15 protein-coding genes are annotated in these 14,696 nt (G+C 34.7%); 5 read left to right on the top strand and 10 right to left on the bottom strand.

Annotated elements, in window-relative coordinates; translation table 11 throughout:
* Nucleotides 1–243: 243 nt before the first annotated feature.
* The 3 genes from FEZ33_RS01840 to FEZ33_RS01830 form a co-directional block, all read right to left on the bottom strand.
* Entirely contained in the window at nt 244–1,272 is a 1,029-nt protein-coding gene (locus tag FEZ33_RS01840) for a BMP family lipoprotein (protein WP_235888745.1), read from the bottom strand.
* 107 nt (nt 1,273–1,379) lie between these two features.
* Nucleotides 1,380–2,405, bottom strand: coding sequence for a BMP family lipoprotein (locus FEZ33_RS01835; protein WP_138403689.1), 1,026 nt, complete (start codon nt 2,403–2,405; stop codon nt 1,380–1,382).
* 199 nt (nt 2,406–2,604) lie between these two features.
* Complete coding sequence (locus FEZ33_RS01830; protein WP_138403688.1) at nt 2,605–5,367, bottom strand: FtsK/SpoIIIE family DNA translocase; 2,763 nt, start codon at nt 5,365–5,367, stop codon at nt 2,605–2,607.
* Nucleotides 5,368–5,498: 131 nt separating this feature from the next.
* Between FEZ33_RS01830 and FEZ33_RS01825 the strand changes: the two genes are divergently transcribed.
* Nucleotides 5,499–5,774, top strand: coding sequence for an acylphosphatase (locus FEZ33_RS01825; protein ID WP_138403687.1), 276 nt, complete (start codon nt 5,499–5,501; stop codon nt 5,772–5,774).
* A 95-nt stretch (nt 5,775–5,869) separates the two neighbouring features.
* On the top strand, nt 5,870–6,826 hold the full coding sequence (gene yidC / locus FEZ33_RS01820; protein ID WP_138403686.1) for a membrane protein insertase YidC: 957 nt from the start codon (nt 5,870–5,872) through the stop codon (nt 6,824–6,826).
* A 115-nt stretch (nt 6,827–6,941) separates the two neighbouring features.
* Here the strand turns inward: yidC and FEZ33_RS01815 are convergent, their stop codons facing one another.
* The 3 genes from FEZ33_RS01815 to gnd all read right to left on the bottom strand — a co-directional run bounded on the left by FEZ33_RS01815 (nt 6,942) and on the right by gnd (nt 10,842).
* Nucleotides 6,942–8,450, bottom strand: coding sequence for a sensor histidine kinase (locus tag FEZ33_RS01815; protein WP_138403685.1), 1,509 nt, complete (start codon nt 8,448–8,450; stop codon nt 6,942–6,944).
* Nucleotide 8,451: 1 nt separating this feature from the next.
* Nucleotides 8,452–9,153: a response regulator transcription factor gene (locus tag FEZ33_RS01810; RefSeq protein ID WP_138403684.1), complete on the bottom strand. Its 702-nt coding sequence runs from the start codon at nt 9,151–9,153 to the stop codon at nt 8,452–8,454.
* A gap of 246 nt (nt 9,154–9,399) precedes the next feature.
* A complete protein-coding gene (gene gnd / locus FEZ33_RS01805; RefSeq protein WP_138403683.1) occupies nt 9,400–10,842 on the bottom strand; it encodes an NADP-dependent phosphogluconate dehydrogenase in 1,443 nt (480 codons plus the stop codon).
* A 206-nt stretch (nt 10,843–11,048) separates the two neighbouring features.
* Here gnd and FEZ33_RS01800 point away from each other — a divergent pair, with 206 nt between their 5' ends.
* Nucleotides 11,049–11,216, top strand: coding sequence for a DUF4044 domain-containing protein (locus FEZ33_RS01800; protein ID WP_138403682.1), 168 nt, complete (start codon nt 11,049–11,051; stop codon nt 11,214–11,216).
* Nucleotides 11,217–11,271: 55 nt separating this feature from the next.
* Here FEZ33_RS01800 and FEZ33_RS01795 read toward each other — a convergent pair whose 3' ends face one another.
* From FEZ33_RS01795 to rpmG, 4 genes are all read right to left on the bottom strand, one after another.
* On the bottom strand, nt 11,272–11,667 hold the full coding sequence (locus FEZ33_RS01795) for a rhodanese-like domain-containing protein (protein WP_138403681.1): 396 nt from the start codon (nt 11,665–11,667) through the stop codon (nt 11,272–11,274).
* Nucleotides 11,668–11,715: 48 nt separating this feature from the next.
* A complete protein-coding gene (locus FEZ33_RS01790; protein ID WP_138403680.1) occupies nt 11,716–12,411 on the bottom strand; it encodes a rhomboid family intramembrane serine protease in 696 nt (231 codons plus the stop codon).
* Nucleotides 12,395–12,985: a 5-formyltetrahydrofolate cyclo-ligase gene (locus FEZ33_RS01785; protein WP_171031247.1), complete on the bottom strand. Its 591-nt coding sequence runs from the start codon at nt 12,983–12,985 to the stop codon at nt 12,395–12,397. Before FEZ33_RS01785 ends, FEZ33_RS01790 begins: the two co-directional genes overlap by 17 nt.
* 168 nt (nt 12,986–13,153) lie before the next feature.
* On the bottom strand, nt 13,154–13,306 hold the full coding sequence (gene rpmG, locus FEZ33_RS01780) for a 50S ribosomal protein L33 (protein WP_138403678.1): 153 nt from the start codon (nt 13,304–13,306) through the stop codon (nt 13,154–13,156).
* 254 nt (nt 13,307–13,560) lie between these two features.
* Here rpmG and FEZ33_RS01775 point away from each other — a divergent pair, with 254 nt between their 5' ends.
* Together FEZ33_RS01775 and FEZ33_RS01770 are read left to right on the top strand one after the other, a co-directional pair.
* Nucleotides 13,561–13,959: a DUF6115 domain-containing protein gene (locus tag FEZ33_RS01775; protein WP_138403677.1), complete on the top strand. Its 399-nt coding sequence runs from the start codon at nt 13,561–13,563 to the stop codon at nt 13,957–13,959.
* A gap of 13 nt (nt 13,960–13,972) precedes the next feature.
* A complete protein-coding gene (locus FEZ33_RS01770) occupies nt 13,973–14,623 on the top strand; it encodes an endolytic transglycosylase MltG (protein ID WP_138403676.1) in 651 nt (216 codons plus the stop codon).
* Nucleotides 14,624–14,696: the final 73 nt, after the last annotated feature.

The following is a 14,696-nucleotide window of genomic DNA, read 5'->3' as shown; positions in this document are numbered from 1 at the left end:
CTCACATTCTATACTTATAATTTTGCAATCGGTTATCATATATAATTATAGACAAGTATACTAAAAAAGCATAGTAAAAATCATATTAAAGTATTCTATAATTGCAATTTTTGTAAAAAAATTAGTGTTTGTACTTATCCAAATTAGTAATTTCACAGTGTTTTTTAATTTTCCATGTTCTATAATGGTAAATCCTCATAAAAAAAGGGCACCTCCGCGAGGCGCCCTTTACTTAAAAAACTATTAGTTTTCAGGAGTTTCTGGGACTTCAATTTCACCATCAATAATTTGTTGACGGTAATCATTTACTGTTGTTAGAACTTCTTCTGAAAGATTTCCTTCAGCTAAGTCAACTCCACCATCAGCTAATCCAAAGACATGTGTTCCAGCTTCGAAATTACCTGCTTTTGTTTCGTTTGTAAATAATTGAATCGAATCACCGATTTGTTTTAACGTAGAAGTTAAAGTTAATCCACGTTCTTCTCCATCGATTTCAATGATCCCCTCAGCGTCTTGATCCATGTCTGCACCGATAACCCAAATATTACGGTCTGGGTCAGCAGAAACTAAGTCTTTTGCTTCTGAGAAGACTCCGTTACCTGAATCTCCAGCTGCTTGGAAAATAATATCAGTATCAGCTGCATACATAGCTGCTGCTATTTGACGACCACGTGGTGCGTCAGCAAAGCTTCCAACATATTCAATTGTAATTTCAACGTCAGGATTTACAGTTTCAGCACCAGCTACAAAGCCAGCTTCGAAACGGTCAATGACAACACCTTCAACTCCACCAATAAATCCAATTTTATTTGTTTCAGTTGTAGAAGCTGCAGCAACACCAGCTAGAAAAGCTGCTTCATTGTCTTGGAAATTAATAGAAGCAACATTTGGTTGGTCCACTACAGAGTCAATAATCGCAAACTGTTGATCTGGATATTGTTGAGCAATATCATTAATCGCTGCTTCTAATTTGAACCCTACTCCATAAATTAAATCAAAACCACTTTGAACCGCCGTGTTTAAGTTAGTAATGTAGTCTGAGTCAGTTGCTGATTCTAAATAATCAAAACCAGAAGTACCTCTTTCTAGGCCATTCTCTTCTCCCCATAGTTGTAAACCTTCCCATGCAGATTGGTTAAATGATTTATCATCTACCCCACCTTGGTCAGTAATCATGATTGCACTAAAATCTTCTTGTGCGTTAGCAAAAATTGGAGAAGCTAATCCTCCGGCAAGTAAAGTAATTGTTGATAATTTAAGTAATTTGTTCAATGTATTTCCTCCCTTAGTTAATGTCTAAAGGTATTATAGGTTATAAAAAACGAGCTCTCAATAGTTTGACGTATTATCTCTTTAATTATGCCGTTATTGTTCGTGTTTTATTCTGGCGTTTCTGGAACTTCAATTTCCCCATTAACAATTTGTTGACGGTATTCTTCAATTGTTTCTTTAACTTCGTCAGTTAATTGACCTTCAGTTAATTCAACTCCACCGTCTGCTAAACCATAGACAGTGTTACCAGCGGTAAAGCCATCGGCTTCAGTTTGCTCAGCGAATTGTTTCACTGCGTCTCCAACTTGTTTTAATGTAGAAGTTAATGTTAAGTGGCGTTCTTCTCCATCAACAGTTACGATACCTTCTTCTGCTTGGTCACGGTCAACCCCGATTACCCATAAATTACGTGAAGGGTCGTTTGTTACTAAGTCTTTTGCCTCTGAGAATACTCCATTCCCTGTATCTCCAGATGCATGGAAGATAATATCTGCATCGTTCGCGTACATTGCTGCTGCAATTTGTTTACCTCGTGAAGCATCACCGAAGCTACCTGCGTATTCAACAGAAAATTCGATATCTGGGTTAATTGCTTGTGCTCCTGCAACGAATCCCGCTTCAAAGCGGTCAATAACAACCCCTTCAACTCCACCAACAAAACCTAGGTGATCTGTTTCAGTTGTTAATGCAGCTGCGACACCAGCTAAGAATGCTGCTTCATGGTCTTTAAAGTTTAATGAAGCCACATTTGGTTGGTCTACAACAGCATCAACGATTGCGAAATGACGATCTGGATATTGTTGAGCCATATCATTAATCGCTGGCTCTAATTTAAATCCAATACCGAAAATTATATCAAAGTTTGATGATAAAGCCGTGTTAATGTTTGTAACAAAGTCTGAGTCACTGTTTGATTGTAAGTAGTCATATCCACTCACTCCACGTTCTTTACCGTGCTCTTCACCCCATGCAGTTAATCCTTCCCATGCTGATTGGTTAAATGATTTGTCATCCACCCCACCAATATCCGTAATCATAATAGCAGAGAACTCTTCTTGCGCTGCCACCATCGTTGGTAATGCAACTCCTGTAGCCATTAATGCTACGGCAGATAATTTAAGTAATTTTTTCATTCAATCTTCCTCCTTTTTTATTCATTTAAGATTATACCGTAAGCTTGTCAAAAAGACAATGTAAGCGATTATGTTTCTTTTAATTTTTCAAATATTTTTATCCTTTTACAATCATTGATTTAACAACATTTCCATAAAAAATTCGCTCAAAATAAAAAAATGCCTAGTAGTAAACATTGATCTACTAGGCATTTTAATTTTAATCTATTAAGACTTGTCTTGGTTTACTTCCATCAGGTTCACTTACTAAACCTAAAGCTTCCATATCATCGATTAATCTCGCTGCTCGATTATAACCAATTCTAAATCTTCTTTGTAATTGAGAGATACTGATTGTTTCTTGTTCTTTAATAAGTGCAACCGCATCTTCAAAGTATTCGTCATCAGATGCATTAGCTTTTTCAAGACTTTCATCTGTCACAACAATCGCTTCATCATAATCAGGCTCACTTTGATCTTTGATAAAGTCTGTAATACGCTCTACTTCAGCATCAGAAATATATCCACCTTGAACACGTAATGGTTTATTCATACCCATTGGTTGGAATAGCATATCTCCTCTACCAAGTAACTTCTCAGCACCGTTTGAATCTAAGATTGTTCTCGAATCAGTCCCACTTGAAACCGCAAAGGCTAACCTTGATGGCACATTTGCTTTTATAATCCCTGTGATAACATCTACGGATGGTCTTTGAGTTGCGATAATCATATGTATACCAGCAGCACGTGCCATTTGAGCTAAGCGAATAATCGCATTCTCTACTTCATTACTAGCTACTAGCATTAAGTCTGCTAACTCGTCAATAAAGACCACAATTTTTGGCAGTCTTTCATAGCCAGTTCCTTCATTTTTGTTTTGCTCTTCAATATAGTCATTATAGCTATCTACGTTTCTTACACCAGATGCTGCAAATAATTCATAACGATGTTCCATCTCTTGGACTACATTGTTTAATGCTTGAGCCGCTTTTCTCGGGTTAGTAACTACCGGAGATAAAAGATGAGGTAATTCATTATACATAGTCAACTCAACTTTTTTAGGGTCAATCATTAAGAATTTCACTTCATTAGGTTTTGCCTTCATTAATAAAGAAGCAATAATAACATTCATTCCCACTGATTTACCACTCCCCGTCGCACCAGCAATTAGTAAGTGAGGCATTTTAGTTAAATCGGCTGTACACACTGATCCTGATATATCTCGTCCTAAAGGCACTTCTAAAAGATTTGGTGATTTTAAGGCCGCATCTACAATTTCCCAAAAAGAAACTGGGCTCACTTGAGTATTTGGTACTTCTATCCCAATTAATGATTTGCCTGGAATGGGAGCTTCCATACGAATATCTCTGGCTGCGAGTGATAATGCAATATCATCAGATAATGAAACAATTTTACTTACTTTCACACCAATAGCTGGTTCAATTTCATATTTCGTAACCGATGGTCCTAAATTTGCTTTAACAACTTTAGCATCTACACCAAAACTTTTAAATGTTCTTTCAAGTTTATCGATGTTTTCATTAATCCGTTTGTATTCTTCAGATTGATCCACCGGCGGAATTTTCGTTAATAAGTTTTTTGATGGTAATTTATACCTTTTATGCTTACTTTTTTTCGATTCTTTTTTCTGAGTTGGATTGGCTTTACTGCTTTGTTCAAGAACAGAATCTAAATCATTATCAGTTGTGTTTTGGATATTATCAGATTGTTGTTGCCAATGAGCGGCATTAGAGTGTTGAACCGTTTCTTGGTTTGTCGGTTCTTCAGGTAAGGTATCCGCAATCTCATGAGCCAATATATCATCATCTGCATCAATTTCTACGTTGTTATAAGATTCTTCTTCATAAGTCGTTGGCGCATCCCAATCAGATGGATTATTGTAATCATAATTAGGTTGCTGTGGCACATCAACAACTGATTCTGACTCATCTTCTTTTGTATGATTAGAAATTTGGTCAAAATAATCTAAATCTAAGACTAAATCTTTATCTCGTTCTAGTCTTGCACGTTCACTAGCTGCTGTTGACGCTAGTGCATCCGTATCATCATATACTTCCCAACTAGGTTCTTTATCTACTTTAATGGAAGGCTGATAACGGGGTTGCCACTGTTCGGTCGTTTCCTCAGCATCGTTGACATTAAATTTGTTCTTTATTTTATCAAATAAACCTCTTCTCTGAGGTCTTTGCTTACTTACATAAGACACTTCTTCTCTTGAGTAATCCTCATATTCATTAAATGAATCATTTTGTTCATAAATAGCTTCATCAACCACAGGTTCGATGTCTTCAGTAATTTCCTCTTCTTCTACGAAAGATTCTTTATATGTAGAACGAACTTCACTAATTGTGTTTCCAACTCGTTTAAATCCTCCATATATTAAAATGAAAAAGTGTTTAATTGCATTAATAAATGCTTCAAAAGTCACACCTGTAGTCATAAAAAGCCCAATAAAGAACACAATACCTACTAATAAATATGTTCCCCATTGTCCAAATAAATAACCAAAACTCGCATAAAAAACTGCACCGAGCATCCCACCACCAAGACTGACTTGGTTTTGACCAGTTACAAATTCATTTTTGAAAATATCAAAAGTAATCGCAAAAATGGAATCAGGTAAAGGTTCTAAAGGATAAAATTGATTAAAATGAAGTAATGTCGTCATCGCTATTAATATAAACAATGAACCCATTAATTTTAATGCGGGGATATTAACAATGGAACGCTTCACAAACATTGCTAATCCAATAAAAGCAATTCCAACTAATAATAAATCATAAGCTTCACCGACAAACAGTCGAAATGTATTTAAGACAAGTGAACCAAAAAATCCCCAATTAAATAAGGCTATTATCGATATAAAAGCGACAATCAAGCCTATAATTAAATATATATAATGTTTTGAATGATCACTTATTTGCTCTGACTTTTTTGTTTGAGCTTTCTTCTTTTTCGTCATGGACCATCCTCCTCGTTCTTCTATTCGCTAAACTTTACGCAACACTAATTATAGCATTGAATGGTGGATATATCGAATTCTTTATTAGAAATTCTGTGTTACAATGTAAACAAAAGAAAGGGAGCGATTACATGAAAACAACTGAATTAATCGTATCAGGACGCGTACAAGGTGTTGGCTTTAGAAATTATGTAAGCCAAATTGCAAAAGATCTTAATATTAAAGGAACAGTAAGAAATTTGTCTGACGGTGATGTCAAAATTATCGCTCAAACAGATGATGATACTTTGAATAAGATGGTTGAGCGAATCAAACAACCTCAACATCAATTTATGAAAATTAAAGATGTCGAGATCCACGATTTGCAACTCGATAAAGTTTATGATGATTTTTCTGTAGTATATTAACTTTTGTTAATTAAATATAGTGAGAATCTGATTGAATTCTTCATCTCTTTTCTATATTATATAAGAGTATGAATTTTAATGGAGTGATAACTTAGATGAAAAAGAAGCAAAAATGGATAAAAATTATTGGACTACTAGCTGTTGTTATACTAGTTATGTCCGGCTGTGTCTCTTACGATAGTGCTGGTAACCCTTCTGGATGGGTTTACGAGTATATTGGTCGACCTGCATCCACTCTAATGGACTGGATTGCTGGGATTTTCGGCGGTAGCTACGGGGTAGCAATCATAATTATTACAATCATCACACGATTACTTATGATGCCATCATCAGTAAATATGACTAAAAATTCAATGATTAGTCAATCAAAAATGAAGATCGCTCAGCCTGAGATTGATGAAATCAATGCTGAAATGGAAGAAACAAGCGATCAAAATGAAAAAGCAGCGTTACAACAAGAACTTATGCAAGTGTATAAGAAATATGATATTAATATGTTTGGTGGTTTAGCAGGATGTCTACCACTACTAATCCAAATGCCTATTATTTCTGCTGTATATACTGCGATTCGTTCGTCTCCAGAAATCTTAAGAAGTAACTTCTTAGGTATTAACTTAGGTGAGCAAAATATTCCACTTGTAATTGGTGTTGTTCTACTTTATGCACTACAAGGCTGGATGATGCAGAAAAATACGCCTCAATCTGATAACCCTCAAGCGCAACAAACATCGCGTACAATGATGTTAATGAATCCGCTAATGATTGGTTGGATTACTTATGCTTCCGCAGCTGGATTAGGAATTTACTTCTTAACCGGTGGTGTGTTCGCAATCTTCCAACAACTTTATATGAATAAAGTGGTAAGACCAAGAATTGAAAAAGATATGGAAGCTGAAGCTGAGAAATACGCACATGTTAAACGTACACCTCGTAAAAAAGCAACTAAAGCTAAAAATACGAACAAAGGTGATTCAAAACGCTTAGTGCCGACGAAGAACAATGTCAATACTTCCAATAAGAAACGCCGTAACGAAGGTAAACAAAGACGTTAATCAATTTTAAAACATAAATTTATACATAAAAAACGGATACGCTAATCTGTTGCACTTCCTTAATTTAGGTAGTTACAACAGACGCATATCCGTTTTTTTTATTATGGAATAAACATTATAGTTTTTTACGTTCGGCGATTTGCTTACTCTTATATATTTGTCGAGTGTCATTCAAGATTGGAAATTCAATATAAAAAATCGAACCGTGATTAATTACACTCTCCACTCGAATCGCCCCTTTATACCCTTCAACTAATTGTTTCGCAATACTTAGGCCTAAACCATTCCCACCTTTATCACGTGATCTTGCTTTATCAATTCGATAAAATCGACCAAATACTTTTTCTTTATCTTCATCAGTCATACCCTCACCAAAATCTTGTATCGCAATCTCAACTTTAGTAAAGCTCTTACTGATAGATACGTGGATTTCTTTACGGTCACGGCTATATTTAACTGCATTATCCAGTAAAATAATGAGAACTTGTTCAATATGATTTCGAAATGCTTGAATATATAAGCTTTCACCATCATCATCGGAATCAAGATAGAAATCAAAATCTTCGTGGATAATTTTAAAGTTATTGAATACTTGCTCGGTCGTCGAATAGACTTCTGTTATCTCATCTTTATAGTCGATATCCACATTTTCCGCTCGAGAAAGATCTAACATTTCTTGCACTAAGCCTTTCATTCTGGTTATTTCTTGTAAGGAAGAGGCGATGGATTCTTCAAGAACTTCGGGATCGTCTTTACCCCAACGATTTAATAATTTCAAGTGACCTTCAACAATCGCAACAGGTGTTCTTAATTCGTGTGACACATCTTCGACGAATTGTTTTTGGTTTGTGACATATTTATCAATTTTGTCTAGTAACTTATTCACGTGTAAACTTAAATCGCTCCACTCATCCTCTGAGACTGGTTTTCTAATTCGAATGTCAGATAAGTTTTCTTCTTCTACCAAATCCAATGAGTTATTAAGATAAGTTAGAGGTCTTAGGAAACGATGACTTAAAATAAACGATAATACGCCAATAATAACGATAATTAATAACAACACTCGCCAAAATAATTGATTTTGGTGTTGAATAACATTTGTATAATATTCTGGTTTCACAATTAATTGGAACGAACCAATTTTTTTACCTGTTGAATCAGAAACCACGGTGTTATAACCCATTAAAAATGTTTCGTCGTTATGTTGCACTTCTTGCAACTGATCTGAATGATTAATAGATGGTAAGTTCAATGTCATTGTTTCATAAATCAACTGATTTGATTCACTAAACAATCGAATTGTCGTATATTCATCTTCAAAATACTCTAAGTTGCTTACTGCATTACTTTGTACTTGATATTGTTCGTCCGATAATGGACGTGCTGTTGTTTCAGATTGGTTGTACACTAAAAATGGAAAAGCAAATTGCTGAAAATATTCATCAATGTTTTCGTATTTATTCTGATACGTATCATAAACCTGCTTACTTAAATTATCATTCACATCTTGATGATACCAAGTTAAACTAATGATGATAACTGGCGCAAAAAATGTAAATAATAAAATTCCCCATTTCCACTTAAGGGAAAGGGGCTGTTTTATTTTTTCTTTAAATGTTTCCATCTTAGTTTCTCATGACATATCCCGTTCCACGAACAGTTTGAATATAACTATCTTGCCCAGGAACGTCAATTTTATTACGTAAATAACGAATATATACGTCAACAACATTTGTCTCAACTTCGGATTTATAACCCCATACTTTATCTAAAAGTACGTCACGAGACATTACCATGTTAATGTTTTCCATTAAGTATAATAATAATTCATATTCACGTTTAGTTAAATCAATAACTTCTTCACCACGTTTAACAATACGGTTGGCCTTTTCTACCGTTAAATCACGATATTTAACCGTTGGTTGTTGTTGTGCACGCTGCTCATCTTCATGGTCTAAACGACGGAATAATGCACGTAGACGTGCTAATAATTCTTCGATTGCAAAAGGCTTAACAATATAATCATCTGCCCCTTGGTCTAAACCAGAAACACGGTCAATAACCGAATCTCTTGCTGTCATAATAATGATTGGTGTATCTTTAACCGGACGAATACGACGGCATACTTCTAGACCGTTTAATTCTGGTAACATTAAATCTAATAGGATGACATCCCAATCCTCATTTAATGCAGCATCTAGTCCACTACGACCGTCATATCTAATCTCAGTTTCATAGCCTTCGTGTTTTAATTCTAAGTCAACGAAGCGAGCTAAGTTTTTTTCGTCTTCAATAATTAGTACACGTTGTTTATTTTCTTCACTCATTCATTATCCTCCTTAACATATTCTAATATCTTCCTTATCAATTCTACACAATATTATCGCATATTGCTACTAATTAAGTGATTAATTCTAATATAATTAGAATATTTTCTCAATTTTTATTAGTAGTTATTAATATGCCCTGAGTTGAATTGATCTGTTGTATTTCTTTCTTTAGAAGAAAAAACGACCGTAAAGTTAATGTTTACGGCCGAAATCTCATGTGATATTAATTTGTAATGAAACATATTACCAATCGATTTCTTCTTCTTTACCTTCGTTCCATAAGAAGTGGAATGTTCCTTCTTTGTCCACACGGTTATATGTGTGTGCACCGAAGAAGTCACGTTGTGCTTGAATAATATTCGCAGGTAAAACTTCTGAACGATATGAATCGTAATATGCAATAGCTGCTGAGAATGTTGGTACTGGAATTCCTGCTGCGATTGCTTTAGAAACTACCCCTCTTACGGCACTGTTATTTTTCGTTACAATGTCTAAGAAGTAATCATCCAACATTAAGTTTTGTAAGTCTGCATTTTTTTCGTACGCATCAGTAATGTTTTGTAAGAATTTAGCACGGATAATACATCCTTCACGCCAGATCTTAGCGATTTCACCGTATGGTAAGTTCCATTCATTTTCTTCACTTGCTGCACGTAATTGAGCAAATCCTTGAGCATAACTCATGATTTTACTGAAGTATAACGCTTTACGAATCAATTCGATAAAGTCTTTCTTTTCTTCTTCAGTCACTTCCATTTCTGCTTCAATCGCAGGAATAATCTTACTTGCTTTAACACGTTCCTCTTTTTGAGCTGAGATGAAACGAGCAAATACAGATTCAGTAATTAATGATAATGGCTCACCTAAGTCTAGTGCACTTTGCGAAGTCCATTTACCTGTCCCTTTGTTTCCTGCACGGTCCATAATCACTTCGACCATTGCTTTACCAGTTTCTGGATCCGTAGTTTTTAGAATATGTGATGTAATTTCCATTAAGAAACTATCTAACTCACCATTATTCCATTCAGTAAAGATGTCACCAACTTCTTGAGCAGACATACCTAAACCACGGTGCATAATGTCATATGATTCTGCAATTAATTGCATATCTCCATATTCAATACCATTATGAACCATCTTCACATAGTGTCCTGCACCATCAGCACCAATGTATGTTACACATGGTTGCCCATCTTCAGCTTTAGCTGAGATTGCTTCTAAGATATCTTTGACTAAAGCATAAGCTTCTTCTTGGCCACCTGGCATGATTGACGGTCCAAAACGTGCCCCTTCTTCACCACCAGAAATTCCTGCACCAATAAAGTTAATGCCTGAATCTGCTAAATATTCATTACGACGAATTGTATCTTTAAAGAACGTATTCCCACCATCAATTAAAATATCGTCTTTATCTAAATGAGGTAATAAATTTTCAATCGTTGCGTCTGTACCTTTACCAGCTTGAACCATTAATAAAATTTTACGTGGTTTTTCTAATGAATTAACGAATTCTTCAATGTCATATGTTGCCACTAAATTCTTATCTGGATTTTCGTCAACAACTTCAGTTGTTTTCCAATCCGTACGGTTATAAAGTGAAACAGAGTAGCCACGGCTTTCAATATTTAATGCGATATTACGACCCATTACGGCCATACCCACTACACCAATTTGTTGTTTTGTCATGTTTATTTGCCTCCTTATGATTCCTTTACTATTTTAGCAAATATCATTAGAATATTAAAGGTTTACATCTATATTTAAATATTTGATGAGAAATATATTATTCAATACTTATTTATAGTCTATTCATAATTGTTCTCTATGATTGATTTGACGTTTTTTATATTTACAATTATAATAATGGCTACAAAAGTGAGGGATATGCAAACATGGCTAAATCGAAAAAAAGAAATTGGAATAAACTTGCGGCTCAATCGAATAAAGGTAAAAAATCAAAGATGGATCGAATTGTTAGATTTGTCGCAATTGCAATGGTAGTAATTATGCTAGCTTCAGTTGTTATAAGCTTAATGGTTAGTTTATCTACATTTAACTAAAGCAAAAGACACGTCACATCTTTTCAGATGTAGCGTGTTCTTTTTCAATAGTCGATTATAGTTCTGATTTAACTTTTCCAGTCCAACTAGAAAAGCCACCTTTTAAGATATAAATCTTATCATAGCCTTCTTTTTTTAAGATATTGGCTGCTCTTGATGCATAATTCAATGCATCATCATATAAATACACAGGTTTATCCTTACGGATTTCTCTGAATCTTTGCTTAAACTGTGACATCGGTATACTTCTTGCTCCTAAGATATGTTTAGCATCAAATTCTGGTGTTTCTCTCACATCAATAATTTGAACTTTACGGATGTTCTCCCTAATCTCATGACTTTCAGCCATTTCTGCGGATTGTTTACGCATCACCCATAATACTAACAAATAAATCCCATAAGCAACTAAACCGATAGCGATTAACGCTAAAAGAAATAATAAAATATTCATTTCCTACCTGACTCCTCTATTTTCATTTATTATCATTTATTTAAAATATTAACTTAAAATCCGATTACGACCGATAAATACTAGTATCAGTGCGATCACGAGCATAGCTAAAATAGCTAGTAGACGATTTGTCCTTGTTAATGTTCGCTTTGATCCAAAACCAACCGCAAACGTCATTAAAGCTCCAAATATCGCCCCACCAAGATGTCCCCAATTATCAATTCCTGATGTAAATAAACCATTCAAGAAATTCAATACTAGTAAAACTGTGAATGTACTCGCCCTTTGTTTAAATATGGGTGAATCGGGGTTTAAATACGCTAACACTAAGTAACTCGCAAACATCCCAAATATTGCAGTAGATGCTCCTGCTGAAATATTCACGTTAAAAGCAAAGGAAAATAAATTTCCACCAATTGCCGAAATTAAGTAAATTAACGTAAATTTACCGTGACCGTGTATCTTCTCTAAATCCATACCTAGAAAATATAAAGATATTCCATTCATTAAAATATGTGAGAAACCGATATGAATAAATGCCGCAGTTAATAGTCGCCACCATTCATTAAAGATAATCACCGCGGGTGAAAAGTTGGCTCCCATCTCAAGTAATGCCATGATATCTGTTGTCGTATGATACTTTAATAGCATAAATACGTAGACAGCGACATTAATACCTAAAAATATATAGGTCATAAATGGTCTATATTGCTTTTGATTATACACTCTAAATTGATTGTTCATCAAACTCTCCTTTTCCTGGAATAATCAACTTTTTAATCGGAATATCGTGCGCCTCAACCTTCCATGATCCATTAGGGTAAAGTTGCTCATTAAAGATGAGTGACACGGTATCGATATTAGCACCTGCAAGGGCTCTATCATAATAGCCTCCACCGAAACCAATCCGATAGCCATTCTCTTGATAAGAAACACCTGGGACGATTAATAAATCAATCTCTTCTATATGAATGCTTTTTGCATCACTTTTCGGTTGTCTGATTTTTCTTTGAACCGTTTCTAATTGAGTTTCGTCTTGATATTCACGAAAGCTTAATTGATAATTAGCTTCTATTCTAGGCAAATATAATGAACTATTTGTTAATTTAAATATTTCTTCCATAATTAGTGGCGTGTTAATTTCAGGATGAAAGCCGTAATAAAAGCCAATCGATTGAAATTGGTTTTCATTTATATAATTAATTAATTGCTCGCATAAATTTGCTTCAAGCTTTTTGCGATGATTCGCATCCATGGCTTTCATTGAAGTGAGCGTCGAACGCCGAATGTTTACTTTTTCACTTATATTATCTTTCATTTGTATCCGCTCTCCTCCCATGCACTCATATATTCTACCATATTTTTCCCCTAGTAAACCATAGTAATTCAGTTATATTAGAAGATGCTCTTAATTTAGTAAAATACAATCAAAAAAATACAGAGATTCTCGATTTCTCGATGAATCTCTGTATCGTGTTATATAGACTTATTTTTTAACTTCTCTGTGAAGTGTAACTTTGCGATCACGAGGGCAATATTTATTTTTCTCTAAACGATCAGGGTTGTTACGACGGTTTTTATTTGTTAAGTAATTACGTTCTCCACACTCAGTACATTCTAAATTAATATTAATGCGCATTATTATCCCTCCAAACTTGATTGAGTTTTGATTTTTAATGTATTCTCTATACAATACCAAAATATTATATCACAAAATGCGCAAGTAACAAATATTATTTTCAAAAAACTCTTTATATTTTGCTCTTTTCCTTATATATTGGTAAAATGAATTTAAATTATTACGAATCTGTAACATGCTTAGAGTTGAATCTTGTTGTAGATTTGATAAAATTGTATGAAGTAAGAATACAAACTCACGGAAAGAGGTGCTTTATGGACATTTGGATTTTAGTCATTGCCCTATTAGTCATTGCAATTATCTTATTAATTGCTTCATTCTTCGCAGGAGATGACCAAGATGTTACTGAGCAAATGAATGAATATACAGTTCAACAATCAGAAGAGTTATATGCAATCAAAACTCGTTTAGCTGAACTTGAAAAATCTCAAAACACACCATATAACGAAACAGTTGTATATAATTCAACTGATGAAGTTTACGATGACGAGCCTGTAGAATCACAAGAGATAGAAGAAGTTTCAGATAATCAACACGAAATGATTATCCGTCTTTACTCTCAAGGTTATACAATGCATGAAATCAGTCAAGAAGTTCAATTGAACTCAGTAACGATTCAAAAAGTTATTGACGATTATATTGAAAATCGTTAGAAAGGAACATTCGATGAAAAAAAACACATTACGTTCATTAGGTATCGGATTTCTTTCTGCCGGCATTTTATCAGGTGCTTTCGCCATATTTGTTCAAGGCCAAGCCCCAGTTGAAGGGTTACAAGTAAACTCTCTTCTCGGCTCCGGCGATCAAGAGCAAATAAGTCAATATGAAGAACAAGTAAGTTCTTTAGTTGCTGAGCGTGATTCATTAAATGAATCACTATCCTCTGGAGATAATCAGGACGAATCATCTGCGCAAGAACAGATAAGTAGCTTAACTGAAGCTAACGAATCACTTGTCGCTCAACTCGATAATACTGGCACAGAAACAAATAACGATGAATCTGATACAGAGACAACGGACAATGGTACTGACACAGATACTGAAGCTGATAATACAGGTTCAGAAACTGGTGAAGTAACCGAAGCTCAACCAGACTTAGAAGGCAGCTTCTCGATTGCTTCAGGCGAAGCATCTAGTGAAATTGCTGCTCGATTAGAATCAGACGGATTTATAGACTCAGCTGACGAATTCCAAAGCTTATTAGATGAGTGGGACTTAAACGCTGTGATCCAAGCCGGAGATTTTGAATTGAATTCTGATATGAGTATTCACGATATCGCTTCAATTATTACAGACGGAGCATATTACTACTATTAATATAATGAATTTAGCTTTGTGGATTTTATTTAATCCACAAGGCTTTTTTTGTACAAGAAAAAACCCACTTCCA

It is taken from the genome of Ruoffia tabacinasalis, from assembly GCF_005864045.1.
GTDB lineage: Bacteria > Bacillota > Bacilli > Lactobacillales > Aerococcaceae > Ruoffia > Ruoffia tabacinasalis.
Note: the sequence above shows the minus strand (reverse complement) of the source record. Positions and strands in the feature narration are given on the sequence as shown.

Excerpts from the sequence above, each read along its gene's own strand:
- FEZ33_RS01830 (WP_138403688.1), bottom strand. The coding sequence starts at position 5,367 with ATGACGAAAAAGAAGAAAGCTCAAACAAAAAAGTCAGAGCAAATAAGT.
- FEZ33_RS01800 (WP_138403682.1), top strand. The coding sequence starts at position 11,049 with ATGGCTAAATCGAAAAAAAGAAATTGGAATAAACTTGCGGCTCAATCG.
- FEZ33_RS01790 (WP_138403680.1), bottom strand. The coding sequence starts at position 12,411 with ATGAACAATCAATTTAGAGTGTATAATCAAAAGCAATATAGACCATTT.
- FEZ33_RS01770 (WP_138403676.1), top strand. The coding sequence starts at position 13,973 with ATGAAAAAAAACACATTACGTTCATTAGGTATCGGATTTCTTTCTGCC.
- gnd (WP_138403683.1), bottom strand. The coding sequence starts at position 10,842 with ATGACAAAACAACAAATTGGTGTAGTGGGTATGGCCGTAATGGGTCGT.
- FEZ33_RS01835 (WP_138403689.1), bottom strand. The coding sequence starts at position 2,405 with ATGAAAAAATTACTTAAATTATCTGCCGTAGCATTAATGGCTACAGGA.
- rpmG (WP_138403678.1), bottom strand. The coding sequence starts at position 13,306 with ATGCGCATTAATATTAATTTAGAATGTACTGAGTGTGGAGAACGTAAT.
- FEZ33_RS01815 (WP_138403685.1), bottom strand. The coding sequence starts at position 8,450 with ATGGAAACATTTAAAGAAAAAATAAAACAGCCCCTTTCCCTTAAGTGG.
- FEZ33_RS01775 (WP_138403677.1), top strand. The coding sequence starts at position 13,561 with ATGGACATTTGGATTTTAGTCATTGCCCTATTAGTCATTGCAATTATC.
- FEZ33_RS01825 (WP_138403687.1), top strand. The coding sequence starts at position 5,499 with ATGAAAACAACTGAATTAATCGTATCAGGACGCGTACAAGGTGTTGGC.
- FEZ33_RS01810 (WP_138403684.1), bottom strand. The coding sequence starts at position 9,153 with ATGAGTGAAGAAAATAAACAACGTGTACTAATTATTGAAGACGAAAAA.
- FEZ33_RS01795 (WP_138403681.1), bottom strand. The coding sequence starts at position 11,667 with ATGAATATTTTATTATTTCTTTTAGCGTTAATCGCTATCGGTTTAGTT.
- FEZ33_RS01785 (WP_171031247.1), bottom strand. The coding sequence starts at position 12,985 with ATGAAAGATAATATAAGTGAAAAAGTAAACATTCGGCGTTCGACGCTC.
- yidC (WP_138403686.1), top strand. The coding sequence starts at position 5,870 with ATGAAAAAGAAGCAAAAATGGATAAAAATTATTGGACTACTAGCTGTT.